Genomic DNA, 17,906 nt, shown 5'->3' on the forward strand with positions numbered 1-17,906 from the left:
AATTGATTCCGCCTGCGGAACCAATTGCCCAGCCGATAGCAACTGACCTGCCTATCAGAGATCGTCATTGCGCGCCGACCCGTGCGGGACATGCTCGCCTCGCTGAAGGAGGGGCGGCGTCGTCCCGTTCGGCGGCGGGCCGACGGCCGGGGCGGGGTCGCCGGTGGATCGCCGGCGCGCGTCCGGGGTCATCGAGGCGGTGCGGGGGCGCGCAGGGCGGTGAGGACGGTGGTGAGGGCGGCCACCGCGTCGGGGAAAGCGGCCGGGTCGGAGGTGCGCGCCAGCCAGAGCGCTACCTCGTTCATGGCGCCGGACAGCAGGTGGGTCAGCGGGGCGACCGGTTGCGGCGGGATCAGCCCCCGGTCGACCAGCGCGGCCAGCGCCTCGGCGAGGTGGCGGCCGGCGGCGGCCTCGTCGATCGCCCGCCACTCGGTCCAGCCGAGTACGGCCGGCCCGTCGATCAGCATGATCTGCTGTACGTCCGGTGCGGTGCCGGCGGCGAGGAACTCCCGGCAGCCGGCGGTGAACTGCTCCCACGGATCGTCCTCGGCGTCGGCGGCGGCGGCCACCCGCTGCGCCACCTCCTGCTGCACCTCCGTGAGGACCGCCCGGAACAGCGCCTCCTTGCCGTCGAAGTGGTGGTAGAGCGCGCCCTTGGTGACCCCGGCGGTTCGCACGATCTCCGCCAGCCCGACGTCGGCGTAGCCGACGTCGGCGAACAGCCGCCGGCTCACCCGGACCAGATCACGCCGGGTCCGTTCCCGCTGTTCGATCCTGCTGGGCATCACACCTCCATTGACATACCGATGGTACGCGAACTACCGTTCCCGCATACCGATGGTATGCGAAAGGACGATCATGTTGCTGACCGGGTTCTATCCGGTGATCTGTACGAGCCGGCCGGCCGAGTCGCGGGCGTTCTACACCGACCGGCTGGGCTTCGAGACGACGTTCGAGGCCGACTGGTACGTGAGCCTGCGCCACCCCGGCCCGCCCGGGTACGAGCTGGCGCTGCTCGACCACACCCACCCGACCCTGCCCGCCGGCTACCGGCGGCCGGTTCAGGGCCTGCTGCTCAACTTCGAGGTCGAGGACGTCGACGCGGAATGGGACCGGCTGGTCGTCCGCGGCGGGCTCCCGGTCGAGCTGGCGCTACGCGACGAGGAGTTCGGCCAGCGCCACTTCATCGTCGCCGGGCCGGACGGCGTCCTGATCGACGTGATCACGCCGATCCCGGCGACCGGGGAGTACGCCGGCGCGTACGTCGCTTCCTGAGCCGCGTCCCCACCGGCCCGGGTCCCGCCGGATCCGGGCGGCGGCGATGGCGTCCCTCTGGTCGCGGGACCGCCAGGCGAGGGCGGACACCGGCCCGGCCGGGCCACCGCCCCTCGCCGTGCGCCGGCAACCGGCGCGGGCGGTGGTCAGCTAGCGCACCAGGCGGAAGAAGGCGCGGAGGTCCTGGACGAACAGGTCGGGCTGCTCGAAGGCGGCGAAGTGTCCACCCTTATCCGGTTCGTTCCAGTACCGGATGTCGGTGAAGCGCTTCTCGGCCCAGCGCCGGGAGGGCCGGGGGTTCTCCTTGGGGAAGACCGAGCAGCCGGCCGGGACGGTCACCACGTCCGGCGTCCCGGCGGTGAAGATCCGCTGGACCTCCGTGAAGCTCTCCCAGTAGAGCCGGGCGGCGGACGCGCCGGTCCCGGGCAGCCAGTAGAACATCAGGTTGTCCAGCAGCTCGTCGCGGGTGAGGGCGTTCTCCGGGTGGCCGTCGCAGTCGGTCCAGGAGCGGAACTTCTCCACGATCCACGCGGCCAGCAGCGCCGGGGAGTCGACCAGCCCGTAGCCGATGGTCTGCGGCCGGGTGGACTGCTCCAGCGAGTAGCCGTCCTCGGTCCGCTGCGCCCTTTCCAGGTCGGCGAGCGCGGCGGCCTCGGCGGGGGTGAGGTCGCCGAAGGTGGCCGGGTCGGGGGCCGCGAGCGGCGGGGTGAGGTGGATGCCGGCCACGTGATCGGGGTCCTGGCGGCCGACGAGGGTGGTGACGGTGGTGCCCCAGTCGGAGCCCTGCGCGCCGTAGCGGTGGTGGCCGAGGCGGTCCATCAGCCGGATCCACGCGCCGGCGATGCGTTCCACCCCCCAGCCGCCGCGGGCCGGCCGGTCGCTGAAGCCGTACCCGGGCAGCGACGGGCACACGACGTGGAACGCGTCGCGGGCGTCGCCGCCGTGGGCCACCGGGTCGGTGAGCGGGCCGATGACCTTGAGGAACTCCACGACCGACCCGGGCCAGCCGTGGGTGAGGACGAGCGGCAGCGCGTCCGGGTGCGGCGAGCGGACGTGCAGGAAGTGGATCCCGAGCCCGTCGATGGTGGTGCGGAACTGCGGCAGCGCGTTCAGGCGCCGTTCGGTGGCCCGCCAGTCGTAGTCCTCGGCCCAGTACCGGCACAGCTCCCGCAGGTAGTCCAGCGGGACGCCCTGCGACCAGTCCTCGACCGTCTGCGGTTCGGGCCACCGGGTGCGCCGCAGCCGTTCCCGCAGATCGTCCAGCGTGGCTTCCGGGACGTCGAGCCGGAACGGGGTCACCTCGCCGGTCATGCCGTCCTCCCGGCCGGAGCGTCGCCGGCCGGCCCGGTCGCGGCGTCCGGCGTTGGTGGTGCCGTCGATCCCCCGGCCAGCAGGAGCGCCTGCTGGGGGGCGAGCCGGACGCGGCCGGTCCGCGGCCGGTCGGGGGTGACCGCGGGGTCGTCGCTGTCGAACACCGCGGGGGCGGGCAGTTCCAGCTCGGCCACCGTGGTGTCCCGCAGGTTCACCACCGACCACAGCGCCCCCCGGCGGTAGGCGGTGACCGGTGCGCCGAGCGCGACCCGGTCCAGCCGGTCGGTGGCGGCCGGCAGGTGGGCCAGCCGGCGCCTGGTGGAGAGCAACCGGCCGACGGTGTTCAGATGGGAGGTCGGGTCGTCCTGTTGCCCCGCCACGGTGTCGCCGTCGCCGCGGGCGCCGTCCGGCAGCCAGGGGCGCCCGGTGGTGAATCCGAGGCCGGGGCCGGGGCGCCAGGGCATGGGGGTGCGCGCGCCGTCGCGGCTCTCCTCCGGCTGGGCGGCGCCCAGCGGGTCGGCGCCGTGGCCGGGCGGCACCCGCCCGTCGCCCAGGCCGAGTTCCTCACCCTGGTAGAGCCAGAACGTGCCCGGCAGCAACGCCATCAGCACGTGCAGCGCCAGCGCGCGCCGCCGGCCGCGCGGCCCGCCGCCGAACCGGGTGACGGCGCGGGAGCGGTCGTGGTTGCCCTGGACCCAGGAAAGCCGCGGTGACGCCGCCACGGCGGCCTCGATCATGGTGTCGATCCGGTCGGCGTCCCAGCCGGTCTCCACCAGGCCGAACCAGAACGACGAGTGCAGCCGCTCGTCCTCGACGAAACGCGCCAGCGCGACGGGGTCGAGCTCGTAGACCTCGCCGACGAGGAAGGCGTCGTGCCGGTCGGCGATCCGCCGCCACCGCTCGTGGACGGCGTGCACGCCGGGCTGGTGGATGTCATGGCGATGCTCCTGGCGGCGCCAGTCCAGGGTCACGCCGCGCGCCGGGAGGAGCTCGCCGGCGGGCAGCGGCGGGTTGTCCCGCAGGTCCGCGTCCTTGATCAGGTAGGCGGCGGTGTCGATGCGGAAGCCGTCCAGCCCGCGGGCGAGCCAGTACTCGATGACCGCGTCGATCTCCGCGACCAGTGCGGGATTGCGCCAGTTCAGGTCGGGCTGTTCCCGGCGGAACAGGTGCAGGTAGTACTGGCCGGTGGCCGGGCTCAGCGTCCAGGCCGGGCCGCCGAAGTGCGACAGCCAGTTGTTGGGCGGGCCGCCGTCCGGTGCCGGATCCCGCCAGATGTAGTAGTCGCGGTGCGGGTCCGCCGGCGAGGACGCGGCGGCGGCGAACCAGGGATGGGCGTCGCTGGTGTGGTTGACGACCAGATCGCCGATCACCCGCATCCCGCGGCGGTGCGCCTGCGCCAGCAACTCCGCCAGGGCGTCCTCCCCGCCGAAGGACGGATCGACGGCACGGTGGTCGGCGACGTCGTAGCCGTGGTCGCGCATCGGAGATCGGAAGAACGGGGTCAGCCAGACCACGTCCACCCCCAGCCCGGCCAGGTAGTCCAGGCGCGCGCTCACCCCGGGCAGGTCGCCCCAGCCGTCCCCGTCGCCGTCCGCGAACGACGGGAGGTACACCTGGTAGCCGACGGCGTCCCGCCACCAGGGCCGGACCCGCGACCGGTCCAGCAGGTGGGCCAGCCGGCCGAGGTCGGGCGGCGACAGCTCGCCGGGCAGCCCGCGCAGCGCCGCGACCGGCATCCCGGCCGCGCGGCCGGCGGCCAGTCCCGGCTCGGAGTCCTCCACCACCAGGCAGGCGGGCGGGGCGATGCCCAGCCGGGCCGCGGCCGCCAGGTAGCCCTCCGGGTCGGGCTTGCCGGCCGCCACGTCGTCGTAGGTGAGCAGCAGCGGGGGGTCGATCCCCGCCGCGTGCAGGCGCGCCTTGGCCAGCCGGCCGTCGGCGCTGGTCACCACGGCCCACGGCAGTCCGAGCCGGTCGAGCACGGCGAGCAGCGCATGGGCGCCGGGCGCGGCGGTGACGCCGGCGAGGTCGTCGTACTGCAGGGCGTGCTGCCGGCGCGCCGCCGCCTGGACCGCCTCCTCGACGAGGTGCGGCAGCAGCCGCCGGACGGTGTGCGCCGCCGGGTTGCCGTGCGCGATCGCGAGCACCTGCTCTGTGTCGACCCCGTACTCCTTCGCCCAGGTCGTCCAGGCGCGCTCGACCGCGGCGTCGGAGTCGACCAGGGTGCCGTCCATGTCCAGCAGGACCGCTTCGATCGTGCCGAGATCCAGCCGTTGCCGCCGCACCGCGCCCCCTTCGATTAAACTCGTGCCACGAGCATAAAGGAGAGGGAGGCGAGCATGGCAAGCCCCGCGGGCCGGCCCCGGTCCCCGCGCGCCAGGGACGTCCGCTGGCGCGGCGCGCTGGCCGTGCTGGAGGAGATGCGCCGCGAGCCGGGCGTGACCCGGGCCGCCGTCGCGCGCCGGCTGGGTCTCAGCACCGGTTCGGCCACCGAGATCACCGCCCGGCTGCGCGACCTTCGGCTGCTCGCCGAGACGCCGGTCGCCGCGGCGGGCCGCGGCCGCCCGACGACCGCGCTCACCCCGCACCCGGACGGTCCGCTGGTGATCGCCGTGGACCTGCGGCAGGAGGACTGGCGGTGCGCGGTCGCGCCGCTCGACGGGCGGCCCGAGGTCGCGGCGGCCGGCACGCACCACAGCCGTGACCCCGCGCGGGTGGCCGGCACGGTCGGGCGGGCGGTGCGCGACCTGCACCGCCGGCACGGCGACCGCGTCGTCGGGGTCTCGGTGGCGATCGCCGCGACCGTGCGGCACGGCCGCGTCGTGCAGTCCTCCGTGCTCGGCTGGGACGCGGTGGACCTGGCGGCGCTGGCACCCGATCCGCGGCTGCCGTTGCTGATCGGCAACGACGCCACCCTCGCCGGCCTGGCCGAGGCCCGGCGGGGCGTCGCCGCGGGAGCGGCGACCGTCCTGCACATCACCGTGGAGGTGGGCGTGGGCGGGACCCTGGTCGTCGACGGCCGGCCGGTGGACGGCGCCGGCGGGGCCGGCGGGGAGTTCGGCCACCTGCCGTTCGGCGATCCCGGCCTGCGCTGCCCGTGCGGCGCCCGGGGCTGCTGGGACCTGGAGGTGGACGGCCGCGCGATCGCCCGCCATCTCGGCGACCCGCCGCCGGCCGACCCCCGCAGCTACGCCGAGCGGGTCCTCGCCCGGGCACCCGCCGACCCGGCCGCCCGGGCCGCCGTCGGCGCCGCCGCGCGCGGGCTGGCCGGCGGTATCGCGGGACTGGTCAACGCGCTGGATCCCGCCGTGGTCACCCTGGGCGGCCTGGCGGAGTCGCTGCGGGCCGCCGCCGAACCGGAGTTCGGCCGGACGCTGGCCGGCGGGCTGATGCGCTTCCGCCGCGCGGACCCGCCCGCCGTGGTCGCCGCCGCCCTCGGCCGCGACGGGCCGCTGCACGGGGCGGTGGTGACCGCGCTCGACCACGTCCTCACCGAGGCCGGCCTGGCCGCCTGGGCGGCCCACCGCTCGCCGGCGTAGGCCGGTCCGGCGGTTCGGGCGGACCGCTGCGCGCTTCGTCCCTGGCGACACCGCGGCGACGGGTCAGCCGGACAGGGCGCGGCGCAGGGCCGCGGCCACTTCGGCGTTCTGCCGCTGGGAGACTTCGGCGGACAGCAGCGCCTGCGACCCGTGGAAGGTGCCCGACCACTGGTGCAGCTCGACCGATACGCCCGCCTCCAGCAGGCGCATCGCGTAGGCGATGCCCTCGTCGCGGAGCGGGTCGAACTCCGCGGTGGCGATGTAGGCGGGCGGCAGTCCGGACAGATCGGCGGCCCGCGCCGGAGCGGCGTACGGTGTCGCCGGCTCGGAGCCCAGCAGGTGCCGCCACGCCGCGGTGGCCTTCTCGCGGGTCATCCAGGGGGTGCCGGTGAAGTTCCGCTGCGACCAGGTCTCCTGCCGGTCGTCGAGTTGGGGCTGGTTGAGCAGCTGGAAGCGGATCGGCGGCCCCTGCCGGTCACGCGCCCGCAACGCCACCGCGGCCGCGAGATTCGCGCCCGCGCTGTGCCCGCCGACCGCGATGCGCTCCGGGTCGAGGCCGAGGTCGGCCGCGTGCTCGGCCGTCCAGGTCAGCACGGCGTAGGCGTCGTCCAGGGCGGCCGGGAACGGGTTCTCGGGCGCCAGGCGGTAGTTCACCGAGATCACCACCGCCGCGGCGGTGCCGGCGATCCGGGCCGCCCACGGATGCTCGGTGGACAGGTCGCCCATGACGAACCCGCCGCCGTGCAACCACACGATGGCGCCCCGGGCCTGGTTCGGGCGGTAGATCCGTACCGCCACCTCCGGGTCGGCGGGGACCGTGCGCTCCTCGATCTCCATTCCGGTGGTGTCCGGTGCCGGTATCGCGGCGGCCAGACCGGCGAAGTTCTCGCGCTCGGCGAGCGGGTCGGTCAGGTCGGCCTTGGGGAACAACGGGATGAACGCTTCGAGTTCGGGATCCATGCCGATCATCCTCACCGGCCCCGGCGTCGCGGTCATCCGCCAGCCGTCGGGCATCCGGCCCGGATCCCGCACCGATCGGCGCCTCGTTCCCGCCGCCGCGGGACCTATCCTCGGGCCATGGAGGCACTGGCCGCCCGGCTGTCGCACCTGGACAGGCAGGCCGAAGGGGCATTGCGCGTCGTCATGTTCTACGACACGCTGATGCGCCGGCGGCTCGATCTCACCGCGCTCGCCCGCGCCTCGGCCGGCCTGGCCGAATGCGTGGCCGGCATCCGGCTGCCCGGTGACGGGCAGGTCATCCGGATGTCCCCGGAGGGCAGGCCGGCCGGCGCCCCGCCGGCACCGGCGTCCGGCACGGCCCGCGTCATGCTCGACGAGGAGGAGATCGGCACGGTGTGGCTGGAGCGCGCCGGACCGGCCAATCCGCTCGACGAGGTGCTGCTGGACCGGCTCGCCATCGCCGCCGCGGCGTTCGCCGAGAGGTACGGCCCGGCCCGTACCACCATGGCCGACCCGGCACTGGTGGAACTGGTGATCGCCTCCGGCGGCGACGAGGCGGCCCGCGCCCGGGCACTGCGCCTGCTGGGATTCGCCGCCGGCCGGCCGGTCCGGGTCGCCGCCGTGCGCTCCCGGTTACCGCTCGACCGGATCGGCGGCCTGATCTGCCCGGCGCGGCCGGTCAAGGCGGCACCGCTCGCGGACGCCGGCGTCATCCTGGCCGCCGCCATGGATCCGGGCCGCTTTCCTTCCGGCGTGCGCGCGGGCGTCGGTGCCGCGCAACGTCCGGACCAGGCCTGGTCCGAGGCCCGCATCGCGCTGCGCTTCACCACGCCACGGCAGCCGGTGGTCCGCTATGACGAGCTGGGGGCGCTGGCGCTGCTCGCCCAGACGCCCGAAGACGCCGTGCGCGGCAACGCCGACGTGGCGGCGATCGCCCGGCTCGCCGGCGACCCGGCGGATCTGGCGACGCTGGACGCCTACTGCGCCACCGGCTCGCTGCGCGGGGTCGCCGGCCGTCTTCACCTGCACCACAGCACCGTCGCCCGCCGGCTCGGCCGGATCGGCGAGAGCCTGGGCATCGACGTCACCGAGCCCGCCGGCCTGATCCGGGCCATGCTCGCCCTCACCGCCTGGCGGCTTCTCGACGATCCGGGCTGATCCGGCCTTCTCCTCGCACACCGCGTCTCCCCCGGGTCAGCGGTGATGCGCGGTGACCAGCCAGGCGCGGGCGTCGAAGCGGACGCCGTCGCCGGTCATCCGCGCCGCGAGGGCGTCGTGCAGCCGGGCCAGGGCGCCGGCCGCGGTGGCGCCGTCGAGGTGCTTGAGGGCCTCGTTCGTGCAGGTGAAGCCGCGTACCCACTCGAGGGCCGCAGCCGGGTCGGGGCCGTAGTGGACGGGTTCGCGGACGTCGGCGAGGTCCACGCCCGCGAACCCGGCGGCCCGCAGGATCTCCGTCACGGTCGCCGGGTCGGCCAGCGAGAACGGGTCCGGTCCGGCGCCGGCGTCCGGCGCCGGGTCGCCGGGACCGGCGAGCGCCCGGCGGATGGCGACGTCCCACTCGTTGCGGGCGGCGGCCTGCCAGACCAGCATGACCAGGCGTCCGCCCGGGCGCAGCGCCCGCCCGATGTTGCCGAACGCGGCGATCGGGTCGGCGAAGAACATCGTGCCGAACCGGCTGATCGCCAGGTCGAAGTGGCCCGGCGCGAATTGGTGGGTCTGCGCGTCGGCGTGCTCGAAGGTGACGTTGCGCAGGCCTTCGGCCCGGGCGAGCCCGCGGGCGCGCTCGACGGCGGCGGCGGAGGCGTCCACGCCGAGCGCGCCGCCCGGGAGTGCCAGGCGTGCGGCGTCCCGGGTCGTCCGCCCGGCGCCGCAGCCGATGTCGAGGACGCGGTCACCGGGGCGCACGTCCCATGCCCGGCACAGCACCGCGTGGTAGGCGGCCAGCTCGGCGTCGTAGTCGACCGGCCCGGTCACGGGCCCGCCTCGATGACCTCGCGCACCACGCTCTCCGGGGGCTGGGGGTCGAAGCTCGTCAGCACCCAGGTGGCGCCGGCGGCCGCCCACCGCTGGACGCCGGCTCCGGGGGGCACCTCCACCACCAGGTCGAAGTGGCCTTCGTCTTCACGCGCCTGGGCGACCTCCTCGGCGAGCACGGCCAGCTCCTCGGGGCCGGGCAGGCCGATGGGGAACAGCCCGTCCCACCGCGCCGCCCGGCGCACCGGCCGGCGATGCGGCCAGCTCGCGGCGACCCAGACGGGGATGCGCGGGCGCTGGACCGGGAGCGGGTGGAACCCGCCGCGCCAGAACCCGTCGAGCCGGTCCAGGCTCTCGTCCAGCAGGCGCGCCCGCTCGCGCGGCTCGACGACCTCCCCGAACGGCCCGAGGTCGGCGGGGTCGCCCAGCCCGGCCCCCATGGTCAGCCGGCCGCCGCTGAGGTGGTCCAGGGTGACCGTCTCGCGGGCCACCTTCTGCGCCCGGCGGCGGGCCAGCGGGGTGACCATCGGCCCGATCCGCAGCGTCTCGGTCGTCATGGCGATGGCGCTCAACGCCACCCACGGATCGGCCACCGCGCGGCCCGGCGGCGGGTAGGCGATCCGGTCCCACAGGAACAGGCCGTCCCAACCGCACTGCTCGGCGCGGCCGGCGAGGTCCGCCAGCAGCCGCGGGTCGGCCAGCCGGTCGAACGGCGCCAGATACAGTCCCCGCTTGATCGCCCCTCACCCCTCACGATCCGGACGGCCCGTATCCAGCTCCCCGGCAGCCGCCAAATGTCGGTGCAAGCCCTCACAATAGCCACGAAGATCCGGTCGGAGCGAAGGAGTACACATGGCCACGTTCGGCTTGATCCACGGCGCCGGAGACGTCGGCTGGTACTGGCATCTCGTGCAGGCGGAACTGGCCCGGCGCGGCCACGACAGCGTGGCGCCGGATCTGCCCTGCACCGACGACTCGGCCGGTCTCGCCGAATACGCCGACACCATGGCCGGCGCGCTCGCCGGCCGGCCCGACGTGATCGTCGTCGGCCAGTCGCTCGGCGGGTTCGTCGCACCGCTGGTCTGCGACCGGCTGCCGGTGCGGCTGCTCGTGCTGGTCGCGCCGATGATCCCCGCACCCGGCGAGCCCCCGGCCGGCTACACGGCCGCCACCGGGTACGACGACGAGCCGCGGGAGCGGTACGACGACCCGATCGCCGTCTTCTACCAGGACGTCCCGCCCGAGCTGGCCGCCGAGGCGCTGAAGCGGTCCCCGGGACAGTCCGAGGCCCGGATGGCCGAACCGTCGCCGCTGGCGGCCTGGCCCGCCGTCCCCACCAAGGTCCTGCTCTGCCGGGACGACCGCATGTTCCCCGCGCCCTACGTGCGGCGGGTCGCCCGCGACCGCCTGGGCATCACCCCCGACGAGATCGACGGCGGGCACACCCCCGCGCTGAGCCGCCCCGCCGAGCTGGCCGAGCGCCTGGCCGGCTACGCAGCCGAACAGGGCCTGTCCGCGACCGGCACCCGGCCGCCGGGATAGCCCCCGGTGGTCACCCGCGGAGCGTCTTGACGGCGATGGCCATGATCTCCCCGGTACCGGGGGTGCGGGCGCCGGGTTCACCGAGAGGGTGAGCGAGCGCGGTCGACCTCAGGCCGCTCAGGAGCCGAGGTAGCGCAGGACGGCGAGGATGCGGCGGCTGTAGCCGGTGGCGTGCGACAGGTCGAGCTTGTCGAACAGGGCGTTGACGTGCTTCTCCACCGCGCTCAGCGACACGTGCAGCGACCGGGCGATCGAGGCGTTGGTCAGGCCCTGGGCCATCAGCTCCAGCACCTGGCGCTCGCGGGCGGTGAGCCGGGCCAGCGGATCGGTGTGGCTGGTGCGGGCGAGCAGCTGGCGGACCACCTGCGGGTCGAACGCCGTGCCGCCCGCGCCGACCCGCTCCAGCGCGGACAGGAAGTCACCGACCTCGGCCACGCGGTCCTTGAGCAGGTACCCGACGCCCTCGACGCTGCCGCCCAGCAGCTCGGTGGCGTACTTCTTCTCCACGTACTGCGACAGCACCAGCACCGCGACCCGCGGCCGGCGGCGGCGGATCTCCAGCGCGGCGCGCAGGCCCTCGTCGGTGTGGGTGGGCGGCATCCGCACGTCGACCACGACCGCGTCCGGCGGGTCGCGGTCCACCGCGGCCAGCAGTGCGGCGGCGTCGCCCACCGCGGCCAGGACGTCGTGGCCTTCCTCTTTCAGCAGCCGGACCAGGCCCTCGCGCAGCAGCGCCGAGTCCTCGGCCAGGGTCACCCGCATGGCAGCTCCGCCTCGATCAGGGTGGGCCCGCCGGGCGGGCTGGTCACGGTGAACCGGCCGTCCAGCGCGGCCACCCGCCGGGCCAGCCCGGTCAGCCCGCCGCCGGCGGGGTCGGCGCCGCCCGCGCCGTCGTCCTGGACGCGCACGACGACCATGGTGCCCTCCTGGCGGACCTCGATGGCGACCAGGGTGGCCGCGGCGTGCTTGACGGCGTTCGTCACCGCCTCGCCGGCCACGAAGTAGGCGGCGGTCTCCACCGGCGGCGGGGGCCGTTCCGGCAGGTCGCAGGCCACCGTGACCGGGACCGGGGCCCGCTCGGCCACCCCGGCCAGGGCCTCGGCCAGCCCGTGCGCGTCCAGCCCGGACGGGTACACCCGCCAGGCCACCTCGCGCAGCTCGATCAGTGCCTGCCGGGCCTGCTCGTGCAGGTCCGCCAGCAACTCGGGACGGCCCCGGCGGGCCCGGCCGGCGAGCATGGACAGCGCCACCAGCCGCTGCTGCACCCCGTCGTGCAGGTCGCGCTCGATGCGCCGCCGCTCGGCGTCGACGGCGGCGACCACCCCGGCGCGGCTCTCGGTCAGCTCGGTGATCCGCCGGCGGAGCGCCTCGGCCGGGTCGGGGGCGAGCAGGCGCAGCGCCAGCCGCCGTTCGAGCGTCTCGACCCCCACCAGGCCGGACAGCACGAGGAACGCCGCGACAGCGCCGACGACCAGTATGTAAGCCAGCAGCGGCAGGGTGGGCGCCATGCCGTCGAACGGCTCCCCCCGGCTCCACGCCCAGCCGAGCCGGATCGCGGTGCCGGCGCCGACCACCAGTACCAGCAGCACCAGGCCACCGAGCAGGCCGACCGGCGCCCGGGCGGCCAGGAAGCGCGGTTCACCGTCCGCACGGCGGTCCGGCAGGTCCAGCCGGAGCCGCCACAGCTCCAGCCGGGTCAGCCACCCGGCCGCCCGGCGGACCGCGGGACGGCCGGCGAACGGCGCGGCCAGCAGCACGAAGAGCAGGCCGACCAGGGCGGTCACCGCGCCCGCGGTCACCGCCCCGACCAGCTTCAACCCGTTGAACACCGACCGCATACGCTCTCCGCACCGCCCGGCGGAGCATCCGCCGGCAAGGCCGGCATGACCGGCCCGCGGCCCAGGGTATGGACGATCCGGCATGGGCGCCATGAGGTACCCATCCGTCCAGGGGTGCGGGAAACCACACCCGCCCGCGGCCGGGTGAAGCATGATTCGGCACCGAACCTGGCCGAACCGCCGACGACGGCCGCGCACGATCACGTGATCGGTACCGGAACTCCGGCGGTTAGATTGATCACGTGGCCTCATCATCCAAGGGCGACGACCCGTCCCCGGCGTTACCCGGCGAGACGGCGCGCCCGCCGGGACCGGCCGCCGGCCGGGCTCAGCGCCTGGCCGGCCGGGTCCGCCCGGTCCTGCCCGGCGGAGGCGGGCGCGGGCGTCCCGCTGTGCTCGCCGAGCTGGCCATCCTGCTGCTGACGCTCTTCGTCTTCCAGCGGGTGCACGCCGCCACCGGCACCGACGCCGCGGTGGCCACCGCCAACGCCCGCGCGTTGCAGGCCGTGGAGAGCGCCCTACATCTGGACATCGTGCCGGGGATGAACCGGTGGCTCGTCGAGCATCCTGCCCTCGTCAAGCCGGCGGTGTACTACTACCGCCTGTACTACGCGGTCGTCCTCGGGGTGCTGGTGTGGGTCTTCGTCCGGCATGCCGAGGTCTACCGGCACGTCCGCCGGACGCTGGTGGCGATGTGCCTGCTGGTGCTGCCGGTCTACTGGGCGGTGCCCATGTCACCGCCACGGTTCGCGCTGCCGGGGGTCGTGGACGTCATCGCCGCCAACGACATCCTGGGCGCCCACGTCTCCAAGGAGATCACCGCCGGCCAGAACGTCTACTCGGCCATGCCCAGCATGCACACGGCCTGGTCGCTGTGGTGCGCCTACGCCGCCTGGTCCGCGCTGCGGGTCGGCAACCCGCGGTGGGCCCTGCTGCCGTGGCTCTTCCCGGCGGGCATGATCGCGGTGGTGTTCGCCACCGGCAACCACTACGTCCTCGACGTGGCGGGCAGCTTCGTCCTGCTCGGCCTCGCCGTCGCGGTCGCGGCGGCCTGGGGCTCCCTTTCCGCGCGCCGGCGCGGCGAACGGCCGCGTGCGGGCCGTCCGCTCTCCCCGTAGGCGGGGAGGGAGACGACCCGCGACCGCCGGCCGGTCATCGGTCAGGATCTGGCGAGCGGGCCGGCGGCGTCCGGGGCGGTGGTGCCCGTCATCGGCGGCGCGGCGGCCGGGGCGGCCGGACGACGGGCCGGCATGCCGAGGGCGATGAGCATGCCGGTGAAGGCGAACGCCGCGACGGCCCCCATCGCCGCGGTGAACCCCCTGCCGAACTCCTGGGCCGACGCGTAACCGCCGGCGCCGGCGAAGACGGCGACCGAGACCGCGACGCCGAACACTCCGCCGAAGATGCGGAGCATCATGAACGCGCCGGACGCCTGGCCGATCTCCTGGGGGCGGACCGCGCCGACCACCGCCTTCTGGGCGGCGGGCATGGCCATGGTCACCCCGCCCCCACCGATGATCAGTGCCGGGAGGATCTCCAGGTAGCCGGTGCCGGGACCGGCGACCAGCGCGATCCAGGCCGATCCGATGGCCTGCAGCAGCAGCCCGGCGACCACGAACCGCCGCTCGCCGACCCGGTCGGCCAGCCGGCCGGCGATCGGCGCGCAGATCATCAGCGTCGCGGTCCACGGCATCAGCCGCAGCCCGGCGCCGAGCGGTCCCACGCCGAGAATGATCTGGAAGTACTGGGCCAGGAAGAACAGCGTGCCGTACAGCGAGGCGAAGACCAGGAAGTTCGCCGGGTTGGCGGTGGCGAACGCCCGCAGCCGGAAGAACCGCATCGGCAGCATCGGGGTGGCGGTGTGCCGCTCCCAGTACACGAAGGCGATCACCAGCGCGACGCCGAGCAGCAGCGCGCCCGGCACCTCCGCGGCGGCCCAGCCCGCCGCGTTCCCCCGGACCAGGCCCCAGACGATGCCGAACGCGCCCAGGGTGACCAGCACCGTGCCGGCCAGGTCGAAGCGGCCGTTCGGGCCGGCGCTCTCCTCGACCCGGCGCAGGGTGAGCAGGATCGCGGCCATGCCGACCGGCAGGTTCAGCCAGAAGATCCACTGCCAGGCCAGTCCCTCGGCGACGACACCGCCGATGAACGGCCCGCTGAACGTCGCCAGGCCGGTGATGCCAAGGTATGTCCCCATGGCCTTGCCCCGCTGCGGGGGCGGGAACAACGCGCTGATCAGGGTGAGCGACAGCGGCAGCACCATCGCGGCGCCGGCGCCCTGCGCCGCCCGTGCGGCGATCAGTACCCCGATGCCTGGAGACAGCGCGCAGGCCACCGAGGCGGCGGTGAACACCGCCAGCCCGGCGGTGAACACGCGGCGCCGGCCGAACCGGTCGCCCAGCGCGGCACCGGTGAGCAACAGGACCGCGAACGTCAGGTTGTAGGCATTGACGGTCCATTCGAGGGTCTCGACCGACGCCGCCAGTTCCCGCCGGATCGTGCCGAGCGCCGTCGTCACCACCAGGCTGTCCAGCGCCATCATGAACGATGCCAATGACGCCAGGCCCAATCCCCAGGCCTGCCTGGAGGTCATCCGTCCTGCGTCGGAACTCAACGGTTCCTCCTCATCGATGTGCGGCGAGGACCGCGCGGGCAGGCGCCGTCCCCGGTGGGATGTCCGCGGTCGCGCCGCGGGTCGTGGCCGGTCCACGGGCACGACCGAGCGGCACGCCCGCGGGGCGTGCGGCCGCTCGGATCGGTGCTCGGCCGGCCGGTCAGGCGTGCAGCGACCGGGGGAAGCCGAACGTCCGCATCAGCGAGTTGTCGACGAACCGGGTGATCGCCGCGATCCGGCCACCGGCCAGGGTCAGCACCAGCACGCCGTGCGCGCGCAGGAACGGGGTGTGCGGATCGCGGAGGTAGCAGCCGAACGCCGGCTGGCCGTTCGCCCGCGTCGGGATCAGCACGTGGCGGACGCCCTCGCGCAGCGCGACGGTGGCCAGGAAGTTGCCGACGGCGTCCAGCCCCTGGTACTCCAGCGGCAGCGGCGGCATGGTCAGCAGCGCGTCGTCGGTCAGCAGCGACACCATCGCCTCGACGTCCCCGGCCTCGAACGCGCGGATGAAGTCGTTCACGATCCGCCGTTCCAGCGCGGAGTTCGGCAGCGGAGCGCCCTCCCGGCCGGGCCCCGGCGGCTCGCCGGCCAGCGCGCGCCGGGCACGTTTCAGCGCCCCGGTCACCGCGTTCTCGGTGGTGTCGAGGATGTCCGCCACCTCGGGCGCCCGCAGGCCGAGGACGTCCCGCAGCACCAGCACGGCCCGCTGCCGCGGCGGCAGGTGCTGCAGCGCGGCCAGGAACGCCAGCGACACCGACTCCCTGGCCTCGTAGCGCGCCTCCGGGCCCGGCTCCCGGTCGGCGATCTCGTCCAGCAGCACGTCGGGGTAGGGCTCGAGCCAGCTCGGTTCCGCCCGGCGGTGCGACGGCTCGGGCAACGGGACCTCTGCTCGGTAGGCCGCCTGCTCGGGCGGCCGGCGGGCGCCGGCCCGCAGCGCGTTGAGGCATCGGTTGGTCGCGATCCGGTAGAGCCAGGTCCGGACCGAGGCGCGTTCCTGGTAGCCGCCGATGCCCCGCCAGGCCGCCAGCAGCGTCTCCTGAAGCAGGTCCTCGGCGTCCTGCACCGAGCCGAGCATGCGGTAGCAGTGCACCTGCAGCTCGTGCCGGTACGGCTCGACGAGCTCCTGGAACGCCGCGCCGTCCCCGGCGCGGGCCAGCGCCGCCAGCTCCCCGGCGGGCCGCCGCCCGCGGGCCGGGGAGGCCTCCGGTGGGTTCCCTCGCATGGTGGCTCCTTCTTCCCGGTGGTCCCTCTCGACTGGATGGACACCGCCGGAGCCGGAAAGTGGTCGCGCGCCGCTCATTCTCCCCGCGCCGGGGAGGCGTCGCCAGTGCCCTGCCGCCGCCCGCGGGCGCGGCGAACGGCACGGTCCCGCCGGCCATGAGCCGGCCGCAGGACCGTTCCCGCCGGCTAGGAGAAGGCGGCCAGGGCGATGCGCAGGGTCCGCTCGTTCTGACCGGACGCCTTGGCGTCGGTGGAGTTGACCGAGTAGACCAGGGTGCGGCTCAGGTCGCGGGTCGCGCCGACCCCGGCCGCGTAGCCGTACCGGGCGCCGGTCTTGCCGTACACGACGACGCCGTTCGGAAGCTCCATCCGGGCCATTCCGGAGGTGTAGACGGCGGGCCCGGCGCCGCACCCGCCGGACGGGTCGTACATGGGCACGGCGGGGACGGTGAACATCGGCGCCAGCCGGGCCTTCGGCACCACCTTCCCGCGGAAGAGCGCCCTGATGAAGGTCTCCAGGTCGGCCGCCGTCGAGATGAGATCTCCGGATGCCCAGGTCGAGGTGACGCTCATCTCGGTCATGTTCACCACGTGACCGCCCTGGTAGGGCACCGCGTCGGGGAAGCCGGCGGGCACCGTCTGGTACCCCTGGTGGTGCGGGCCGCGGATGCGCGGCGAGACGCCGGGGAGGTAGGTGTCGCGCATGCCGAGCGGGCGCAGGATGCGGGTGGTGACCTCGTGCTCGTACGACCGTCCGGTGATCTTCTCGATGAGGAGCCCGGCCACGAACGTGTTGATGTTCAGGTAGTGCTGCCGGGTGCCGGGCCGGAACTCGATCGGGTTCCGCACGGCCTCCGCGACGAACTCCCGGGGCGTCCAGGTCCGGAACCGCGTCTGGTACACCCACTCCAGCCCGTCGGGGTGGTCGGGGGTGGGCAGGCCGCTGGTGTGGTTCAGCAGCTGGCCGACGCGTATCTCCGGGTATCCGGCGGGCAGCAGGCCGGGCAGCCGGCCCTGCACGGTGTCGTCCAGCGAGAGCCGGCCCTCGGCGACGAGCTGCAGCACGACCGCGGTGGTGAACATCTTGGTCACACTGCCCGCCCGGAACCGGACGCGCGCCGAGGCCGGGCGGCGGGTGGCGATGTCGGCCACGCCGGTCACGCCCTGCCAGGAGCCGCCGCCGCCGACCCGGACGATCGCGGCGGTGGCGTCGGGGGCGGGCAGGCCGCCGATCGTCTTCGCCAGCGCCGCCGGGTCAACCGGCGGGACGGGCGCCGGGGCGTCGGAGGGGATGGCCGTCGGGGTGGGACAGGCGGCCGGCGCGGCCGCGGCGGGCGCGGCGGGGCCGGTGACGAGGGTGGCGATGGTGGCGAGTGCGAGGCAGGCCACGGCTGGCTTCATCGGGACATCTCCAGGTCAGCGGGTTCGGTCGGCAGGCGCCCCATCCTGCCGATCACCGGGCCGCGGCGGATCGCCGGTGCGGGCGATCCGTACTCCTCCGGACGGGTGACCCGGAATATCCTTCGTACCGGCGATGCCCGACATCCCGGGCAGCGAGCAGGATCTCGGGTATGGACCTTCGCAGCGCGCCCGCCGCGCCCGGGCCCGGACCGGATGCCGCACCACGCCCGCCGG

16 protein-coding genes are annotated in these 17,906 nt (G+C 75.0%); 5 read left to right on the forward strand and 11 right to left on the reverse strand.

The window, feature by feature from the left end:
* Positions 1 to 188: 188 nt before the first annotated feature.
* On the reverse strand, positions 189 to 785 hold the full coding sequence (locus tag Sru01_RS22245) for a TetR/AcrR family transcriptional regulator (RefSeq protein ID WP_203989532.1): 597 nt from the start codon (positions 783 to 785) through the stop codon (positions 189 to 191).
* A gap of 73 nt (positions 786 to 858) precedes the next feature.
* Between Sru01_RS22245 and Sru01_RS22250 the strand changes: the two genes are divergently transcribed.
* Complete coding sequence (locus tag Sru01_RS22250) at positions 859 to 1,275, forward strand: VOC family protein (protein ID WP_203989534.1); 417 nt, start codon at positions 859 to 861, stop codon at positions 1,273 to 1,275.
* Between the two features lie 150 nt (positions 1,276 to 1,425).
* Here Sru01_RS22250 and Sru01_RS22255 read toward each other — a convergent pair whose 3' ends face one another.
* Positions 1,426 to 2,586, reverse strand: coding sequence for an epoxide hydrolase family protein (locus Sru01_RS22255; RefSeq protein WP_203989535.1), 1,161 nt, complete (start codon positions 2,584 to 2,586; stop codon positions 1,426 to 1,428).
* Entirely contained in the window at positions 2,583 to 4,868 is a 2,286-nt protein-coding gene (locus tag Sru01_RS22260) for an HAD-IA family hydrolase (RefSeq protein ID WP_203989536.1), read from the reverse strand. The genes Sru01_RS22255 and Sru01_RS22260 overlap by 4 nt, the downstream gene beginning before the upstream one ends.
* Positions 4,869 to 4,922: 54 nt before the next feature.
* Between Sru01_RS22260 and Sru01_RS22265 the strand changes: the two genes are divergently transcribed.
* A complete protein-coding gene (locus tag Sru01_RS22265) occupies positions 4,923 to 6,122 on the forward strand; it encodes an ROK family transcriptional regulator (protein ID WP_203989537.1) in 1,200 nt (399 codons plus the stop codon).
* Between the two features lie 63 nt (positions 6,123 to 6,185).
* Here the strand turns inward: Sru01_RS22265 and Sru01_RS22270 are convergent, their stop codons facing one another.
* Complete coding sequence (locus Sru01_RS22270) at positions 6,186 to 7,082, reverse strand: alpha/beta hydrolase (protein ID WP_203989538.1); 897 nt, start codon at positions 7,080 to 7,082, stop codon at positions 6,186 to 6,188.
* A gap of 117 nt (positions 7,083 to 7,199) precedes the next feature.
* Between Sru01_RS22270 and Sru01_RS22275 the strand changes: the two genes are divergently transcribed.
* Complete coding sequence (locus Sru01_RS22275; protein ID WP_203989539.1) at positions 7,200 to 8,240, forward strand: helix-turn-helix domain-containing protein; 1,041 nt, start codon at positions 7,200 to 7,202, stop codon at positions 8,238 to 8,240.
* Between the two features lie 36 nt (positions 8,241 to 8,276).
* On the opposite strand, the gene Sru01_RS22280 is transcribed toward Sru01_RS22275, so the two are convergent.
* Entirely contained in the window at positions 8,277 to 9,056 is a 780-nt protein-coding gene (locus Sru01_RS22280; RefSeq protein WP_203989540.1) for a class I SAM-dependent methyltransferase, read from the reverse strand.
* Positions 9,053 to 9,793 carry an LLM class flavin-dependent oxidoreductase gene (locus Sru01_RS22285; protein WP_203989731.1) on the reverse strand — a complete coding sequence of 247 codons (741 nt, stop codon included), beginning with the start codon at positions 9,791 to 9,793 and terminating at the stop codon, positions 9,053 to 9,055. Before Sru01_RS22285 ends, Sru01_RS22280 begins: the two co-directional genes overlap by 4 nt.
* A 115-nt stretch (positions 9,794 to 9,908) precedes the next feature.
* On the opposite strand from Sru01_RS22285, the gene Sru01_RS22290 reads away from it, so the two are divergent.
* A complete protein-coding gene (locus Sru01_RS22290) occupies positions 9,909 to 10,598 on the forward strand; it encodes an alpha/beta fold hydrolase (RefSeq protein WP_203989542.1) in 690 nt (229 codons plus the stop codon).
* 117 nt (positions 10,599 to 10,715) lie between these two features.
* Here Sru01_RS22290 and Sru01_RS22295 read toward each other — a convergent pair whose 3' ends face one another.
* Together Sru01_RS22295 and Sru01_RS36295 are read right to left on the reverse strand one after the other, a co-directional pair.
* Positions 10,716 to 11,360, reverse strand: a complete 645-nt coding sequence (locus tag Sru01_RS22295; protein WP_203989544.1) for a response regulator transcription factor — start codon at positions 11,358 to 11,360, stop codon at positions 10,716 to 10,718.
* Positions 11,351 to 12,436, reverse strand: a complete 1,086-nt coding sequence (locus tag Sru01_RS36295) for a sensor histidine kinase (protein WP_203989546.1) — start codon at positions 12,434 to 12,436, stop codon at positions 11,351 to 11,353. Before Sru01_RS36295 ends, Sru01_RS22295 begins: the two co-directional genes overlap by 10 nt.
* A gap of 242 nt (positions 12,437 to 12,678) precedes the next feature.
* Between Sru01_RS36295 and Sru01_RS22305 the strand changes: the two genes are divergently transcribed.
* A complete protein-coding gene (locus tag Sru01_RS22305; protein ID WP_203989548.1) occupies positions 12,679 to 13,554 on the forward strand; it encodes a phosphatase PAP2 family protein in 876 nt (291 codons plus the stop codon).
* A 41-nt stretch (positions 13,555 to 13,595) separates the two neighbouring features.
* Here the strand turns inward: Sru01_RS22305 and Sru01_RS22310 are convergent, their stop codons facing one another.
* The 3 genes from Sru01_RS22310 to Sru01_RS22320 form a co-directional block, all read right to left on the reverse strand.
* On the reverse strand, positions 13,596 to 15,050 hold the full coding sequence (locus Sru01_RS22310; RefSeq protein ID WP_203989550.1) for a DHA2 family efflux MFS transporter permease subunit: 1,455 nt from the start codon (positions 15,048 to 15,050) through the stop codon (positions 13,596 to 13,598).
* Between the two features lie 160 nt (positions 15,051 to 15,210).
* Positions 15,211 to 16,272: a sigma-70 family RNA polymerase sigma factor gene (locus Sru01_RS22315; protein WP_203989551.1), complete on the reverse strand. Its 1,062-nt coding sequence runs from the start codon at positions 16,270 to 16,272 to the stop codon at positions 15,211 to 15,213.
* A 185-nt stretch (positions 16,273 to 16,457) separates the two neighbouring features.
* Complete coding sequence (locus Sru01_RS22320) at positions 16,458 to 17,672, reverse strand: serine hydrolase domain-containing protein (RefSeq protein WP_203989552.1); 1,215 nt, start codon at positions 17,670 to 17,672, stop codon at positions 16,458 to 16,460.
* Between the last annotated feature and the right edge of the window lie 234 nt (positions 17,673 to 17,906).

The sequence above is a fragment of the Sphaerisporangium rufum genome (genome assembly GCF_016863395.1).
Classification (GTDB): Bacteria; Actinomycetota; Actinomycetes; order Streptosporangiales; family Streptosporangiaceae; genus Sphaerisporangium; species Sphaerisporangium rufum.